16 protein-coding genes and 1 riboswitch are annotated in these 16,040 nt (G+C 30.1%); of the genes, 7 read left to right on the forward strand and 9 right to left on the reverse strand.

What is annotated here, in order from left to right:
- Nucleotides 1-13 precede the first annotated feature (13 nt).
- From Ccar_RS15510 to Ccar_RS15525, 4 genes are all read left to right on the forward strand, one after another.
- Entirely contained in the window at nt 14-646 is a 633-nt protein-coding gene (locus Ccar_RS15510; RefSeq protein WP_007064225.1) for a corrinoid protein, read from the forward strand.
- A 36-nt stretch (nt 647-682) separates the two neighbouring features.
- Nucleotides 683-1,660: a uroporphyrinogen decarboxylase family protein gene (locus Ccar_RS15515; RefSeq protein WP_007064224.1), complete on the forward strand. Its 978-nt coding sequence runs from the start codon at nt 683-685 to the stop codon at nt 1,658-1,660.
- 249 nt (nt 1,661-1,909) lie between these two features.
- Nucleotides 1,910-3,733: an ASKHA domain-containing protein gene (locus tag Ccar_RS15520; protein ID WP_007064179.1), complete on the forward strand. Its 1,824-nt coding sequence runs from the start codon at nt 1,910-1,912 to the stop codon at nt 3,731-3,733.
- 108 nt (nt 3,734-3,841) lie between these two features.
- The gene (locus tag Ccar_RS15525) at nt 3,842-4,750 is read left to right on the forward strand and encodes a uroporphyrinogen decarboxylase family protein (RefSeq protein ID WP_007064180.1); all 909 of its coding nucleotides are present in this window, start codon (nt 3,842-3,844) and stop codon (nt 4,748-4,750) included.
- 278 nt (nt 4,751-5,028) lie between these two features.
- Here Ccar_RS15525 and Ccar_RS15530 read toward each other — a convergent pair whose 3' ends face one another.
- Nucleotides 5,029-5,388, reverse strand: a complete 360-nt coding sequence (locus tag Ccar_RS15530; protein ID WP_007064181.1) for a hypothetical protein — start codon at nt 5,386-5,388, stop codon at nt 5,029-5,031.
- 256 nt (nt 5,389-5,644) lie between these two features.
- On the opposite strand from Ccar_RS15530, the gene Ccar_RS15535 reads away from it, so the two are divergent.
- Together Ccar_RS15535 and Ccar_RS15540 are read left to right on the forward strand one after the other, a co-directional pair.
- Nucleotides 5,645-5,902: a hypothetical protein gene (locus tag Ccar_RS15535; RefSeq protein WP_007064182.1), complete on the forward strand. Its 258-nt coding sequence runs from the start codon at nt 5,645-5,647 to the stop codon at nt 5,900-5,902.
- 23 nt (nt 5,903-5,925) lie between these two features.
- Nucleotides 5,926-6,579, forward strand: coding sequence for a YidC/Oxa1 family membrane protein insertase (locus tag Ccar_RS15540; RefSeq protein WP_007064183.1), 654 nt, complete (start codon nt 5,926-5,928; stop codon nt 6,577-6,579).
- Between the two features lie 447 nt (nt 6,580-7,026).
- Here Ccar_RS15540 and hutG read toward each other — a convergent pair whose 3' ends face one another.
- The 6 genes from hutG to Ccar_RS15570 form a co-directional block, all read right to left on the reverse strand.
- Entirely contained in the window at nt 7,027-8,043 is a 1,017-nt protein-coding gene (hutG, locus tag Ccar_RS15545) for a formimidoylglutamase (RefSeq protein ID WP_007061362.1), read from the reverse strand.
- Nucleotides 8,036-9,502, reverse strand: coding sequence for a MocR-like pyridoxine biosynthesis transcription factor PdxR (gene pdxR, locus Ccar_RS15550; RefSeq protein ID WP_007061361.1), 1,467 nt, complete (start codon nt 9,500-9,502; stop codon nt 8,036-8,038). Before pdxR ends, hutG begins: the two co-directional genes overlap by 8 nt.
- A 93-nt stretch (nt 9,503-9,595) precedes the next feature.
- The gene (locus Ccar_RS15555; protein WP_007061360.1) at nt 9,596-10,417 is read right to left on the reverse strand and encodes a MetQ/NlpA family ABC transporter substrate-binding protein; all 822 of its coding nucleotides are present in this window, start codon (nt 10,415-10,417) and stop codon (nt 9,596-9,598) included.
- 50 nt (nt 10,418-10,467) lie between these two features.
- Nucleotides 10,468-11,109 carry a methionine ABC transporter permease gene (locus tag Ccar_RS15560; protein ID WP_085952296.1) on the reverse strand — a complete coding sequence of 214 codons (642 nt, stop codon included), beginning with the start codon at nt 11,107-11,109 and terminating at the stop codon, nt 10,468-10,470.
- The gene (locus tag Ccar_RS15565) at nt 11,102-12,070 is read right to left on the reverse strand and encodes a methionine ABC transporter ATP-binding protein (protein ID WP_007061358.1); all 969 of its coding nucleotides are present in this window, start codon (nt 12,068-12,070) and stop codon (nt 11,102-11,104) included. The genes Ccar_RS15560 and Ccar_RS15565 overlap by 8 nt, the downstream gene beginning before the upstream one ends.
- A 158-nt stretch (nt 12,071-12,228) precedes the next feature.
- A riboswitch (SAM riboswitch) is annotated at nt 12,229-12,337 on the reverse strand.
- Nucleotides 12,338-12,428: 91 nt separating this feature from the next.
- Nucleotides 12,429-13,061, reverse strand: a complete 633-nt coding sequence (locus Ccar_RS15570) for a GntR family transcriptional regulator (RefSeq protein ID WP_007061357.1) — start codon at nt 13,059-13,061, stop codon at nt 12,429-12,431.
- A gap of 540 nt (nt 13,062-13,601) precedes the next feature.
- Here Ccar_RS15570 and dapB point away from each other — a divergent pair.
- Nucleotides 13,602-14,417: a 4-hydroxy-tetrahydrodipicolinate reductase gene (gene dapB / locus Ccar_RS15575; protein WP_007061356.1), complete on the forward strand. Its 816-nt coding sequence runs from the start codon at nt 13,602-13,604 to the stop codon at nt 14,415-14,417.
- A gap of 412 nt (nt 14,418-14,829) precedes the next feature.
- Here dapB and hpdA read toward each other — a convergent pair whose 3' ends face one another.
- Nucleotides 14,830-15,768, reverse strand: coding sequence for a 4-hydroxyphenylacetate decarboxylase activase (gene hpdA, locus Ccar_RS15580; protein WP_007061355.1), 939 nt, complete (start codon nt 15,766-15,768; stop codon nt 14,830-14,832).
- 9 nt (nt 15,769-15,777) lie between these two features.
- Entirely contained in the window at nt 15,778-16,038 is a 261-nt protein-coding gene (gene hpdC, locus Ccar_RS15585; RefSeq protein WP_007061354.1) for a 4-hydroxyphenylacetate decarboxylase small subunit, read from the reverse strand.
- Nucleotides 16,039-16,040 lie beyond the last annotated feature (2 nt).

The raw sequence follows: 16,040 nt of genomic DNA on the forward strand, positions 1-16,040 counted from the left end.
GGAGGAAAAGATAATGTCTAAAATTGAAGAAGTAAAAGCTAATGTAGAGAAAGGTAAAACTAAACTTATTAAAGGATTAGTTCAGGAAGCACTAGATGAGGGAAGCAAAGCAGAAGATATACTTCAAGCTATGATTGACTCAATGGGTGTTGTAGGCGATAAGTTCTCAACAGGAGAACTATTCGTACCTGAAATGCTAATAGCAGCAAAAGCAATGTCAAAAGGTGTAGAAGTGCTTAAACCTCATCTTGCAAGTGGTTCTTCATCTTCTTTAGGAACATGTATTATTGGAACAGTTGCAGGCGATTTACATGATATTGGAAAAAATTTAGTTTCAATGATGATCGAAAGTACTGGATTTAAAATAGTAGACCTTGGCGTAGACGTACCTGATGCTAAATTTGTTGAAGCAGTTAAGGCAAATGAAAATGTAAAAATAGTAGTATGTTCAGCACTTCTTACTACAACAATGCCAGCTTTGAAGAAAACAGTTGAGACTTTAAGAGAAAGTGGATTAAAAGGATTCAATATAATGGTTGGTGGTGCTCCTGTAACAGCTGAATTTGCGGATTCAATAGGGGCAGATGCATATACACCTGATGCAGGTAGTGCTGCAATTAAGGCTAAGGAATTGGCAACAGCATAGATATATCATAAATAATATAAGGGGAGGTATTGATATATGTTAACTAAAAGACAGAATTTACTCGAAACTATTAAAGGTGGAAATCCAGATCGTTTTGTTAATCAATATGAATTTTTAAATATGATCCTGGAAATGCCTTTGGGACATGGATCTAAATACGGTTCTACTTGGAAAGATAATTGGGGAATAACATGGCAATGGCCAGAAGGTCAACTTGGTGCATTCCCTGTACATGATGACGAACACAGAGTTTTAAAAGATGTTACCGAATGGAAAAAATATGTTAAAATTCCTGAAATCGACACTTCCGATGAAGCTTGGGCTGCAGCTGTTGCTCATGCTAATTCTGTTGACCGTAATGAGGAATTTGTCTCACCTTTCTATGCTCCAGGTGTCTTTGAAATGACACATCATCTTATGGGTATGGAAGATGCATTAATGGGTTTATATGAAGAGCCTGAAGCTATGCATGAGTTAATTGATGCTATTACACAGTATGAGCTAGATGCTGCAAAAGTGATAGTTGAAAAACTTCATCCAGATTGTATTTTCCATCATGATGACTGGGGTAGCCAAAAAAACTCTTTTGTATCTCCTGCAATGTTCGAAGAGTTCTTTCTTCCAGCTTATAAAAAAATCTATGGTTTCTATAAAGCCAATGGTGTTGAATTGATTGTTCACCACAGTGATTCTTATGCAGCTAACCTAGTTCCATATATGATAGAAATGGGTATCGATATCTGGCAAGGCGTTATGAACACTAATAATATTCCTGAATTGATCAAGCAATATGGTGGAAAAATATCCTTTATGGGAGGACTCCACAGCGGTTTGATTGATTTTCCGGATTGGACACCTGAAAATTGCACCAAACATGTAGAAGAAGCTTGCAAAGCTAATGGAAAGAAATACTTTATTCCATGCCTAACTGCAGGTTTACCTAAGGGATATTTCCCAAATGTATATGAGACAGTAAGTACTGCAATAGATGAAATGAGTAAAAAAATGTTTTAAGGTACATAACTTGTACAAAACATTTTTGTTGTAAATAAAAAACATTTTGGATCAATGTTAAAAATAAATTAATCCAAAATGTTTTTTGTGTTTTTTCCTACTGAGAGTTCTTCGCTTCTTACAATGTCAAGCACGAGTCTCACTTTATTGTCTAATGTATAGTGAACTCCTATATTCCAAAACTTAAATTATGTATATTCAGTAGAATATAATTATACTTAAAGAAAAATACTTCATAGGGGGAATTATATGAATATTTTAAATAAAAAATTTCAAATTATTATTAATTCACAAAAGGGTAAAGAAGTCATAAAGGTTAAATCAGGTGAAAATTTATTTAATGTATTAATGGATAACAGAATATTTATAGATAGTCCCTGCAATGGAAAAGGAATTTGTGGAAAATGTAAAGTTAAAGTAGTAAAAGGATTAAAGGAACCTACTTCACTTGATATAAAACATTTAACTAAAGAAGAGTTAGAAAGTGGATTTAGGTTATCATGTAATTTGACTATAAATGAAGATTTAGAAATAGTACTTTTAGAAAAGAATAAAGATATGGAAGTATTAATAAATGGGACAGAACAGCAATATACTCTAGATACTGTAGTGAAGAAAAAATATTTAACAATTGAAAAACCATCCATTAATGATCAACGAGATGATTATAGAAGGTTAAGTGATGCTTGTGAAAGTGATGATTTACTCATTAGTTTGCAATATTTACCTCAAATAAGTGATTTGTTAAGAGGAGCTGATTTTAATGTTACCGCATCACTTTATAATAATCGTCTTTTACATTTAGAAAATGGTAACTGCTTACAACAAAACTATGGACTGGCTGTAGATATAGGCACAACTACTATAGTAATCTATTTATTAAATCTAAATGATGGGAAAGTAATAGATATAGTTTCAAGAGTTAATAACCAGATAAGTTATGGGGCTGATGTGGTTTCAAGAATAAATTTTACTATTGAGAATCCAAAGGGATTAGATATATTGAAGGATAATATTATAACTCAGCTTAATGATATGATAGAACTGTTATGTAAAAAAAATAACATAAGTGAAGATAACATATATGATATAGTTATTGTTGGAAATACTATTATGATTCACCTACTACTTGGACTTCCATGTAAAAATATAACTATGTCACCATATATTCCAGTGGTTACAAAAGCACTGGAGCTTGAAGCTAAGGAGATTGGAATTAAGGCTAAAGGCATGGTAAGCTTACTTCCTGGTATATCAGCTTTTGTAGGAAGTGATATAACTGCTGGTATATTATCCTGTGGTATGTTAAATTCAGAAAAATATTCATTATTATTAGACCTTGGAACTAATGGAGAAATTGCGCTAGGTAATAAAAACAAAGTAGTAACTTGCTCTACAGCTGCTGGACCAGCTTTTGAAGGCACAAATATTAAGCATGGAATTGGTGCCATAAAAGGAGCTATAAGCAAGGTTGATTTATCAAAGGATAAAATATATGAAACAATAGGAAATGAAAAACCCTGCGGAATATGCGGCTCAGGGGTGTTGGATGCTGTGGCACAATTTGTGAAGTTTGGAATATTAGATGAATCAGGTAGAATGGCAGGAGCAGACGAAGTAGAAAACAAGGATTATCAGAATAGGATTGTTGAGATAGATAACATGAGACAGTTTATTCTAGCGCAAAATAACATACGTGAAGAAAGTATTACTTTTACACAAAAGGATGTACGAGAAGTTCAATTAGCAAAGGCTGCTGTATGTGCTGGTATCAAAATACTTTTAAAAGAAAAGAACATAAACTTTAATGAAATAGAAAAAGTGTACATTGGCGGTGGATTTGGTAATTATATGGATATAGAAAGTTCTGCTACCATAGGCATGATACCCAAAGAGCTCAAGGGTAAGATTGAATCTGTTGGTAACTGTGCAGGGGGTGGAGCTAAAATATATTTGCTATCAAAACAAATAAGAGAGAATGCAGTAGATATTATTAATAAAACTACATATATAGAGTTATCAAAAAGAGAAGATTTTCAGGAGTATTTCATAGATTCTATGATACTGGATTAATATCTTCAGTGATAGATGCAGAAAATCCCAAACAGAGAAAATATCTATTAGACATACATTTGGAACAATAAAGAGATACAAGCATAGAGGGGGGCGACAAACAACTTTATGGATAAATATTGTAATTATAGCAAACGTGAAAGAGTACTAAGGACAATCAGGCGTGAGAAAACAGATAGAATTCCTAAAGGAGAGCTTTGTATTACTGATTCTATTATTTCTCGTGAATTAAATTGCAGTAAAATTGGATTTGAAGAAAAACTTGCATTTATCGACCGACTCGGTCTTGACATTTTTACTGTTTCACCGATTTTTCCACATGACAAGAATAGATTACCAGAACCGGATGAATATGAATGGCCCGATATTAAAAAATGGGCTAGTCAGACCTCGGTTTTTACCTTTGCACTAATTGACAGCGCATTTGAGACGGGCTTGCGGACATATGGCATGTTGGATTTTCTAACACTGCCGAAAGAATCTCCTGATGATCTAAAAAACTTTATCAGACAGGTTGAAAAACTGAATATTGCCACAATGAAACAAGCAGCCGACCAGGGTATAGATGGAATAATACTGGCAGATGATATCGCTTATGCAAATGGACTATTGACAAATCCAAATATTTTGAGAGAATATTTTTTGCCTTCTTTGGCAAAACAAGTTGAAGAAATTACACATCTTGGACTTCCAGTCTTTTACCACTCGGACGGCAATTACCGTGAAATTATCCCTGATTTGATCGATATGGGTATACAGGGGCTTCAATGCATTGAACAACGATGTGGTATGGACATTGCTGCTTTACAGAAGGAATATGGGGATTTGTTATGCTTGTGGGGACATATCGATACTGAAAACACACACAGTGCACATGATGTAGATTTTCTGAAAAACTTCTCAGCTTCTATACAAAGCCTCTCCGCTCGAAACGGAATCATATTGGGAACAAATTGCGGGCTCTATGAAGGTATTGATATAGAAGGATTGACAGCAATATACCGGACTTTGGAGTGAAATGAATAAACAGAAAACAAATTATTATTATGTGATTTCAGGGATTATTACTGACAGGCTTCAGCAGATTTAGAATATTCATTCAAGATTATCCTTAGAAGGGGCTGCCGACAATGAAATATCACTTTCATAAGTTACGAATAAAGTCCGGCAAGTTAATTTGCTGGGCTTTATATTGCTTACAAATTGTACATATATAATTTGTATAAACTAAATAGTATTAATATTTTTTTCAACTAGGTCTTGATAATAAAAAAGAGTTCTTCTTCACAATATTATTAATTACATATATCACAATAAGGGCACTTCCAAAATGTATCTTCTGATTTATCTGGATGAATTTTATTATCAAGTTTCTGATTTTCACCAAACTCATGATAATCTCTACATTCTTCTTGAAACGCTGCTTTAGGTGAGTCAGCATAGCTATATTTAAATTTTTTATACTTCTCTCCAACATGTTGTTTAAGTCTTCCATTCAAATCAGAGTCAGCTCTTCCAACATATTCAACTATAAAATGATTATTCTCTTTATTAATATGTCCTAAAGCATAATTCCCAGGTGAATTTTTTGTTACTTGCTTGTCTATTGTTTCTGTATTTAAATCAAAAGAACCTCTCATTTCTAATGATGCCATAATATCATCTCCCTTTATATTAAACTTCTACAAAAGTATAATAATACCCTCTAATTTTCATTCGTATTGTTTTACTAAAAAAGGTACTCATTTTAATATTCATTAATAATCTCTAATATTCAAACTACCACTACTATACCTTGTATCACATACTACTAAAACTTTTAAGTAAAATTTTAACAAATATGCTTGCTTTATTAAAATTTCAATGATATAATGCAAATAGTTAACAATACCATTTAAGGAGATAGTGTCAATGAGATTAAATGTTTTAAACTTAATACAAATTGTATTTTTGTTTATTTGTATTTCAAGTATATTCTCATATATAATATACTCTTATAAAAAATACACAAAGCATATTTATATAGATATTTGTTCAGCTCTTAATACAAAAGCTGTTAAATATATTGAAAAACTACATATAGAAGATTATTCAGCTTTTGAAAAATATAATATTTGGAGATTTTGTGTGCATTTTAAAAATATTGTTTCACTAAAACTTATCTTTTAATTAATAAACAAGGAGAGATTTTAATGAACATTATTTTTAACCTTTTCAACCAAATATTAAGTAGTATTTTCAATTTCACTGGAGATTGGGGTATTTCCATAATTTTTTTAACTATATTAGTAAGGATAATACTCATACCATTTTCCATAAAACAAAAATCTGAAATGTATAATCAGCAAAGAATATCACAAAAGATTCAAGATATAAAAAGTAAGTATAAAAATAACGAGAAAAGAATTAAAGAAGAAACTATTAAATATGAGCAGCAGCTTGCTAAGAGCACTTTAGGATGTCTAGTTACCTTTATACAGCTGCCAATACTTTTCACTTTATATAATGTAGTGATGAAAATGCCAGTACAAGTTGGCACAATTATTCTACCTTGGGTTTCAAGTATTAAACTGTCTGATAGTTACTATGTCGTTCCAATTATATATGGTTTAATTTCTATATGCCCGCAGCTTATTACTAATTTGGATTATTTCAAAGTGTTAAAGGAAGTTAAACTTTCTAAAACAAATTTAATTATAACTAGTATATTCAGCATATTAATAACTATAAAAGCTCCAATAGCACTTGGATTATACTTCATAACTACAAGTTTATTTACTTTATTTGAGGAAATAGGCTATAGACTTTATATAAAAAAGTTTAGTGCAGCTTCAAGTAATTGTTAGATTTATGCAATGAGCAAATAATTAAAATTATGCGACGTAATGGTGCAGTGGAAGTTTGAATTTTAACTTTCATTCCGTGATATATGATAAGGGTGTCATCACGGCTAAATGTTTTAATTATTCTAAAGCTCGAAATTTTTGAAAGCCTAAGAACTTTGTCAAACTCGGTTTCCTCAAACAGGACTAAAGTTCTAAGACTTTCAAAAATTTTGAGCTAAGAATAATAATAAAACAATTTAGCTAATGTGATGACACCCTTATCATATATCACTGCATAAAAGTTAAAATTCAAACTAGTCACTTCAAGTGTACGCATCTAATTGAATTGTTATAGGTGAGTTTTCCTTCACAGCATATATCAGCCGGAATACAGTTGAAAGTTACTTCGCTTACGTTGCAATATGCTCAAATTACAAGGTAAAATTTTATCATATTATTACCCCACCATTAATAGTATGATAAATTATTATTCTTAGCTAAAGCTGTAACTACTGAAAATATTATGACTGCTGCTAAATTTGCAGTGTTATTATCTTGATCAAATCTTGGGGATACTTCAGCTATATCAAAGCTTATTACTTTATTGGATTTTAAAATATGTTTAATGAACTTTAACACTATTTCAGGATCTAATCCTAATGACTGTGATGCACTTACTCCTGGAGCAAAAGCAGAAGAAAATACATCTGAACACACAGTTATATAAATGTGTTCTTGATCCTTCATAAAATTATCTAACTTATCTAACTGATCAAAAATATTGTTTCCTGAAATATCCTTTGCCAAAACATAGCTTACATTAAGCTTATCTGCAGTTTTAAATAATTCCACAGTATTACTGTGCTTTTGAATTCCAATACAAAAATAATTATATTTTAATTCCTTTTCTTTACAAATATCTGATATTTGCCTAAACATAGTTCCTGAAGTTCCCCCATTTTCATAAGGTCTAATATCAAAATGAGCATCAAAATTTATAATTCCTATATTAGGTTTATTCTCACTTTTTAATAAGCTGTTTACTATTCCATTATAATGTCCAAAGGCAACCTCGTGTCCTCCACCTAAAACTATAGGAAAAAGATTTAAAGATAATATTTTTGATACTGCTTCCGAAAGTAAACTTTGACTTTCCTCTAAACTTATACCATCACAAAATACATTCCCTGCATCGAAAAGTTTAACATCCTTTGCAAAATCACAAGGCAAACCACTTAATTCTTTTCTAATGCTTTTAGGTCCATTAACAGCTCCAACTCTGCCTTTATTTCGTTTAATTCCTTCGTCACAACAAAAACCAATAAAAGCAAAACCCAACTTTCCATTAAAAGGAACCAAATCTTCTTTCCTTAAATCAATACATTTAACCCATTGATGCCATCTAAATGCATCAAAATTAGTTTCACTATCAATTCTTCCTTCCCAATCTGTTTCTTCTTTAATTCTATAATTTTTACTAAACATTTTCTTTCCCCCTAGTTTCTTTCATTAAGTTTTCAACTTCACTACCAATTATTTTAAATCCTATTTTTATTTCCTCTTTTGTTACTCTAGAAAATCCTAATCTAAATGTATCAGAGCCTTTATTATCTGTATAAAAAATATCCCCTGGTGTAAATATAACGCCCTTGTTACAACATCTATCTAATAGTTTTCTAGAGTTGATTCCATTAACTTTTATGAATATATGCAATCCTCCTTCTCCCATAACCTGGCCTGATGAAATATACTTTTTGGCACATTCAATTGCAAATTCATATTTTTCTCTATAGACTTTTCTAGCTTTTTTTATATACTTTTCAAAATTTCCACCCTGTAAGTAATCGTAGAACACAGCTTGATCTAAAAATGAGGTATGAATATTTCTACTTCTTTTCACACTTTCTAAATATCCTATAATATTTTCATCACCTAAAATCCATCCAATTCTTATACCAGGAAAAAGTACTTTTGAAAAGCTTCCTATATATATTACACTATTTCCTTCTCCACACAATGCTGCTATTGGAGCAACATGTGCTCCTGTATATCTAAGTTCTTCATTAAATCCATCTTCTATTATTGGAATATTGTACTTTTTCAACAATTTATAAAGCTTAACTCTTTTTTCTGGTGACATTACAATTCCTGTAGGATTGTGATAGGATGGAATAAAATAAGAAAGTGCAAATTTATCTTTTTCAAGTTTTTTCTCTAGTTTTTTTATACTTATCCCATCAATATCCATATCCACGCCTTCAATAGTTAATCCATGAAGCTTCATTATTTTTATTGCTGTATTGTGAGTAGGATTTTCGCAAAGCACTTTATCATTTGTCTTTGTAAGAGACGATAATATTATATCAAAACCTTCAGTAAAACCATTGGTTATTAATATATCCTTGCCTTTTATGTTAATTCCTTTATTTTTCATATATTTAAGAAGATAATTAATTAATGGTCTATAACCTTGAGCATACCCATAATTTAATATTTTTTCACCTTCTATAGACATACGATTTAAAAAAGCTTTTTTAAATTCTTCCACATCAAAAAGATTTTCATCTGGTGCTATGCTTTTAAAGGATATCATTCCTTTTTTCCACTTAGCCTCATGTTTTACAATATCAAGGCTTTCAGAAGCTCTTGCATAATCATTTATCAAGGCGTTCCAATTTACATTCCACTTTTCCTGCATTTCTACATGAATTTCACATACAAATGCGCCTTTTCCTTTTTTAATAGATATAAATCCCTCATCCTCCAAAAATTCATAAGCATATATAATAGTATTTCTACTTACTTTCATAATAGATGACATTTCTCTTGTAGAAGGCAGCTTTTCTCCACTTTGGAGCATGCCTCCAAGTATCATTTCCTTAATATAATCCTTAATTTGTATATATACAGGTACTTCTTTATTAAACTTTATATCTGAAAACATAGTTTCACCTCTAAAATATATTCTTACATAAATTTAAGGATAAATAAAGAGGCTAACACACTAATTAGTGCATCAGCCCCCTAAACCTAAATATTAAAATGATGGAATTATACTTCCTTTATATTTTTCTTCTATGAACTTTTTGATTTCTGGTGAATTAAGTGCTTTAGATAAAGCTTTTATAGAATCTTTATCCTTATCCTTAGTTCTTACTGCAAGTACATTAGCATATGGTGAATCCTTTGGTTCTATAGCAATAGCATCCTTTGTAGGATTTAAATTTGCTTGAAGAGCATAATTTGCATTTATAACAGCTGCATCTACATCACCTAAAACTCTTGGAAGTTGAGGTGCATCTAATTCTTTTATTTTGATATTTTTCTTATTTTCAGTTATATCTGCTTTTGAAATAAGTTCACCATCTTTTACTTTAATAAGTCCTGCATTTTGAAGTACTTTTAAAGCTCTAGATCCATTTGTTGGATCATTAGGTATAGCAATTTCTGCACCATCTTTTATATCAGCTATCTTTTTAACCTTATTTGAATATACTCCCATTGGTTCAAGATGAACTTTTGTAGTATAAGATAACTCAGTATGTTTTTCTTTATTAAACTGTTCTAAGTAAGGTATGTGTTGATAAAAATTTGCATCTAATTGTCCTTCATTTAAAGAAGTATTTGGTGTTACATAGTCTGTAAATTCAACAATTTGAAGATCATAACCTTCTTTTTGTAATATTGGTTTTACTTGTTTTAATATTTCTGCATGTGGCACTGGTGTAGCACCTACTTTTATTACTTTTTTATCCTTGCTTGTGCTGCTTGAAGCATCTCCACTTTTAGCACCACAGCCTGCTAATGATAAAACAACAAGTGATGATAGTATTAAAGATATTATTTTTTTCTTTTTCATTTTTATTACCCCCGCTTAATTATATTTTTATTTTGTTATTTAAAATAATGTTATTTACTTAATTTTCTATAAATAAATGTACCTAAACTTTGAAAAACCTGAACAAGTACTATTAAGATTACAACAGTGTAAATCATTATATCTGTTTTAAATCTATAGTATCCATAGTTAATAGCTACATTTCCGAGGCCACCTCCACCAATAGCTCCTGCCATAGCAGAGTAACCAACTACACTAATAACTGTTAAAGTTATTCCTAATATTATAGAAGGAAATGCTTCCTTTAATATAACTTTATATATTATTTGCCAGTTACTTGACCCAAAGGATTTTGCTGCTTCTATTACACCATTGTCTACTTCTTTCATGGAAGATTCTATTACTCTAGCTGCAAACGGTGCTGCTGCTATTGTCAAAGGAACTATAGCTGCATTTGTTCCTATACTTGTCCCAACTATTAATTTTGTCAGTGGAAATATAGAAATCATCAATATCAAAAATGGGAAGGAACGTAAAGTATTTATTATAAAATCTAATGTCTTATATACAACTTTATTAGGTTTCAATCCACCTTCATCTGTTAATACAAGTATAATTGCTGGTATAAATCCTATAGCCACTGCTAAAAAAGTAGATATTAAAACCATTTGTACTGTTTCCAATAATGCTGGAAGTAATATTTCATTAATCATCATTTTCAATCACCTCCCAAATTATAGACTTTGAATCTAAAAATTTGCATATATTTTCTTTATACTGTTCATTTGTATTTATAACAAGTGATCCTAAAACATTGTCTCTGAACTTTTCAAGCTTTCCCCATACTATAGAAAAATCTATATCAAGCTCTCTAGCTATTGAAGTTATAATACACTGCTGGCTGTACTCTTTTGGGAAAAATATTTTTATATTCACTCCACTTTCAGGAAGCACTTCATTTTCACCTAATAGCTTCTGTAAATCTTTATCTGGTTTTAAGAACAACTCTTCTACAGTACCTTCACCTTTTATTTCTCCCTTTTCCATAAGTGCAACCCTATTACATATTTCTTTAACTACTTCCATTTGATGTGTAACTAAAACCACTGTAATATTTAATTCTTCATTTATTTTCTTTATAAGTTCTAATATGGATTTTGTAGTATTAGGATCTAATGCTGATGTAGCTTCATCACATAATAGTATTTCTGGATCTAAAGCTAACGCCCTTGCTATACCAACTCTTTGTTTTTGTCCACCACTTAAATCTTTAGGCATACTGTGAATTTTATCTTCAAGTCCTACTAACTTAACTAAATTGGTTACTTTTTTTTCTATGTAAGCTTTATCAAAATTCCATACTTCTAAAGGAAGTGCTATATTATCAAATACATTTTTTCTATTTAGCAGGTTGAAATTCTGAAATATCATACCTAACTTTTTTCTCATAGTCTTTACTTCTTTTTCACTTAATTCTTTTAATTCATTCCCCATAATAGTTACACTTCCACTATCATAAGTTTCCAAAGCATTCAAACATCTTAAAAGTGTAGACTTTCCAGCTCCACTATGTCCTACAATACCTACAATGTCACCTTTTTTTACATGCAAATTTATATTTTTAAGCACTTGGTTGCCAGAAAAACTTTTATTTACATTTACTAATTTAATCATTGGCCATTTCCTTTCTTCTATAAATTTATCACTTTAATTCGTTATAACTGTGATTAGTTAAATCGCAGTAGTTACAAAAACTATATGTCCCATATAACCTTCTTAAGACAAAAATTAAAGCCCGAGGAAAAACCTCGAGCTATTACTCTTAATTTAACCTCTCATCTCTCAGCTTGCGCCGCAGGAGTTAGCACCAATATACCATAAAAATATGATACTGGTTGCTGGGTTTCATCGGGCCAGTCCCTCCACCACTCTTGATAAGTGCGAAATTTATATTCAATTTATGTTTTAAATTATAACAACACAAATATAGATTGTCAACTTTTATTTTTAAATTTTATTGTATTATTCTCAATTATTTATTATCTTCATAAATAAATTTTTTAATTTTTCCATAAACATTTTCTTCACCTATTATTAAGAAAGTATCTCCTTCTTTGAATGCAGCATTAGGTCCTGGTGAAAGTATTAAACTGCCTTTTCTTCTTATTCCTACTACAGTAGCTCCTGTATTTTGCCAAAATTTACTTTCGGATATAGTCTTTCCTATAATGCTAAGTCCTTTACATATTTTAAATTCAAAAGGCATAAAAGGATTGGTATTAATAAATCTATTTGAATAATCTATAAGTTCATCGATTTTCCCTTCAATTTTTTCCTCTAATAACTTTTTTTCATTTATTAAATCCAATATCTCTTTTCTAGATAAATTTATAGAATCTATATCTTTAAATTTATCTAGAAACTTTATGCAATTATCCACTGATTTAATAATAATTCCACTACCTCTTATTACTTCTACTATATCCATGTCATTTAAAAGAATGACTGCTCTTCTAATAGTTTCAGGCGAAACATTATAATAGCTTGAAAGTGATGATCTTCCATGGAGTTTATCTCCTGTAGAAAAATCACCATCTAGTATTCTATTGGCTATATCAATTGCTATTTTTTGATAAACTGGTTTTATTACGTATTTCGATGGCATTTTAAATTATACTTTAAAATATAATATACCTTAAAGTAAATCCTCCTCCCAATAATATTTTATTGAAAAATATCAATATTTAGTAATTTCACACACTAACAATTTAATTTCATTTAAAACGATAAAAATTTATCACTGAATTGAAATTAAAACATTTTTATATATGCATAATCAGCATAATTCCATAAAATATAATACCATAATAGTAATTTTAAAAAAAGCTTTATACTACTAATTTAAGCTTTTTTCACATTTTAATTACTCATAATTTAACTTATTGTAGTAATTAATACTTTCATTTTGACATCACTTTACAGTAAAGCATAAACAATTAAAATTATTTATAAAATGTAAACATAATTAACTATTAATGACAAGTAACAACTTGTATGATACAATGAAGTTGTTACTATAATATTAAAATAGACGCTGTATTATAAAAAGAACGTGAAAATCAATACTTAGAAGCGAATTTTATCTAATATTCTCATCTCTAGGTGTTTTGGTAATCTCGTAAGCGTAAAAAAAGGGGGAAATAACATGATTAAAGTAGGCCTAATAGGTTTAGGTAAAACAGGACAACATATCGCAAATGGAATTTTAGAACAAAATAATATGCAAATTGTAGCAGCAATTTGCAGTCCCGAAAGTACAAAAAAAGGAATGAATTTAGGAGATTTACTTGAAAATAGTAAAACAGACGTAAAAATAAGCACTTCTAATGAATTAGAAAGCGTGATTTTTAAAACTAAGCCTGACGTATTTATAGATTTCTCAACTCCTTCAGCAACTATAAAAAATGCTGTTACACTATCAAAAATGAAAGTAAACATGGTCATTGGCACCACTGGTTTTACTGAAGAAAATATCACTACTCTTCAAAATATAGCTTATAAGTTTAATAACGGTATAGTTTATGCACCAAATATTACTCTAGGAGTAAATGTAATAATGTTATTAAGTAATATTGCCGCCACTATATTAAACAACTATGATTTTCAGATTATGGAAATGCATCATAAAAATAAAAAAGATTCCCCTTCAGGTACTGCATTAAAATTATCAAATGAAATTAAACATGGACTTCAAGTTGCAGGAGTAAATAATAAAGTTATTCCTATTGATGCTATACGTGCTGGTAATATAGTAGGAAAGCATAAGGTCCTTATAGTTGGTGAATATGACCAAATAGAAATAAGTCATGAATCTTTTTCTAGAAAAGCTTTTTCTTTAGGGGCTATCAATGCAGTAAATTATATATATAAAAAATCTGGATATTATGAAATGAAGGATATATTAGATCTAAAGAAAATATTATGTGAATATATTGATGCTTTAGATATCGTTTCATACTAATACAAAACTTAAGTTTCCGTATCCATTACATTTTCATTATTTACAAATAATTATTGTGATTTCTTTTTATTGTTAAACTTATTCATTTTACTAAACACATTTTTAATTTTTTCTTTACATTTCTTAATTATAATTTTCTATTAAAAATCTATTTCTTTTACCATGTTTTTAGGCAAATCTAAGCCTGAAAACTATGGTAACACTTACATATAATTTAATGTATGATGATTTATTATGCTTTACTACGAATGTTTTTGTGATTTGTGAAATATTTTATATTCAAAATTATCATTAAAATGTCTATTTATATTTATTACCTTTACAGCTAATATATTTTTAAGATAGGTACTTAACTAATTTGAGCTGAAGAAAGGAATACTTACCTTATCTCCAGCTCTATTAAAATATAAGATTAAAAGGGCGTATTATCACCTATATAGCAAGCTATATTATTATCTAAATATAACTGTTGAAGATGTTCCATCTTCTCATTTGTCATATCTCCATGCTTACTATATTCGTATTCTTTCCCCAATTGATTCCACTTTGTTTCTCCCAATCTGTGGAATTTCAAAAGGTTGATCTCATATAGAGAATTTTTATTCATAAATTCAATTAGCTTGTATGCATTTTCATCATTGTCATTATATCCTGCTATAGTAGGTTGTCTTAAAACAAGTCTTCCCTTCCAATTGGACTTTTTAAGTGCTTCAATATTCGAAAGTATTAAATCATTATAAACTCCAGTTCCTTGCTTATGCTTTTCTCTGTCCATATTTTTTACATCAATAAATGCAAAATCAATGTACTTTAATACTTCTAAAAACACTTCCTGTTTTGCATATCCACTGGTTTCAATTGCTTTATGAATCTGGCTATCATAACATTTTTTTAGTACTTCCACTAAAAATTCATGATGCATTAGAGGATCTCCTCCTGTAAAGGTTACTCCTCCATCAGAACCCCAATTATTGAAATCACGTTTTAAAATTGTCATAAGCTCATCTACTGTATATTCCTTAACACACTGCTTTAAAGCATTATTGGGACAGATATTAACACAATCAAAAGTCTCACATTCTTCACAAGTATCCCAGGATATTCCCAACTTGCCATCCTCACTGAATTTAATTGAATCATGTGAACATACATTTATACATGCTCGGCATCCATTTTTCCACTTGCATACATTTTCTGCAACCATAATATGTTTTTTCTTAATCCAACTTTCTGGATTGGCACACCATTTACACTGAAGTGGACACCCTGTAAAAAATACACTAGTTCTACAACCTGGTCCATCATGTACAGAAAAGCTTTGTATATCAAATATTAAACCTTTTTCCTTCATATCATTACCCTATTCTGCTTTATAACCAGGACATGCAGAAGCACCACAAGTAGCATATGCCCAGTTTTCTTTTTCTAAGCCTGTACATGTTCCCAATCCGTATTTATCTGGATTACAAAAATTTTTGCAGTTTCCGCATTTTTCAGCTGGTTTGAAATTGGGGCAAGCCTCGCTTCCTTCACCATCAATAGGAACCATTCCCTTTGTTAGTGCACAAAGACCTTTTTCACAATCTAAATTTATATAATTTTTACAATCATAGTGGCGCATTG

The sequence above is a fragment of the Clostridium carboxidivorans P7 genome, assembly GCF_001038625.1.
Classification (GTDB): domain Bacteria; phylum Bacillota; class Clostridia; order Clostridiales; family Clostridiaceae; genus Clostridium_AM; species Clostridium_AM carboxidivorans.

Coding starts and splice junctions, on each gene's coding strand:
- Ccar_RS15510 (WP_007064225.1), top strand. CDS start 14: ATGTCTAAAATTGAAGAAGTAAAAGCTAATGTAGAGAAAGGTAAAACT.
- Ccar_RS15515 (WP_007064224.1), top strand. CDS start 683: ATGTTAACTAAAAGACAGAATTTACTCGAAACTATTAAAGGTGGAAAT.
- Ccar_RS15520 (WP_007064179.1), top strand. CDS start 1,910: ATGAATATTTTAAATAAAAAATTTCAAATTATTATTAATTCACAAAAG.
- Ccar_RS15525 (WP_007064180.1), top strand. CDS start 3,842: ATGGATAAATATTGTAATTATAGCAAACGTGAAAGAGTACTAAGGACA.
- Ccar_RS15530 (WP_007064181.1), bottom strand. CDS start 5,388: ATGGCATCATTAGAAATGAGAGGTTCTTTTGATTTAAATACAGAAACA.
- Ccar_RS15535 (WP_007064182.1), top strand. CDS start 5,645: ATGAGATTAAATGTTTTAAACTTAATACAAATTGTATTTTTGTTTATT.
- Ccar_RS15540 (WP_007064183.1), top strand. CDS start 5,926: ATGAACATTATTTTTAACCTTTTCAACCAAATATTAAGTAGTATTTTC.
- hutG (WP_007061362.1), bottom strand. CDS start 8,043: ATGTTTAGTAAAAATTATAGAATTAAAGAAGAAACAGATTGGGAAGGA.
- pdxR (WP_007061361.1), bottom strand. CDS start 9,502: ATGTTTTCAGATATAAAGTTTAATAAAGAAGTACCTGTATATATACAA.
- Ccar_RS15555 (WP_007061360.1), bottom strand. CDS start 10,417: ATGAAAAAGAAAAAAATAATATCTTTAATACTATCATCACTTGTTGTT.
- Ccar_RS15560 (WP_085952296.1), bottom strand. CDS start 11,109: ATGATTAATGAAATATTACTTCCAGCATTATTGGAAACAGTACAAATG.
- Ccar_RS15565 (WP_007061358.1), bottom strand. CDS start 12,070: ATGATTAAATTAGTAAATGTAAATAAAAGTTTTTCTGGCAACCAAGTG.
- Ccar_RS15570 (WP_007061357.1), bottom strand. CDS start 13,061: ATGCCATCGAAATACGTAATAAAACCAGTTTATCAAAAAATAGCAATT.
- dapB (WP_007061356.1), top strand. CDS start 13,602: ATGATTAAAGTAGGCCTAATAGGTTTAGGTAAAACAGGACAACATATC.
- hpdA (WP_007061355.1), bottom strand. CDS start 15,768: ATGAAGGAAAAAGGTTTAATATTTGATATACAAAGCTTTTCTGTACAT.
- hpdC (WP_007061354.1), bottom strand. CDS start 16,038: ATGCGCCACTATGATTGTAAAAATTATATAAATTTAGATTGTGAAAAA.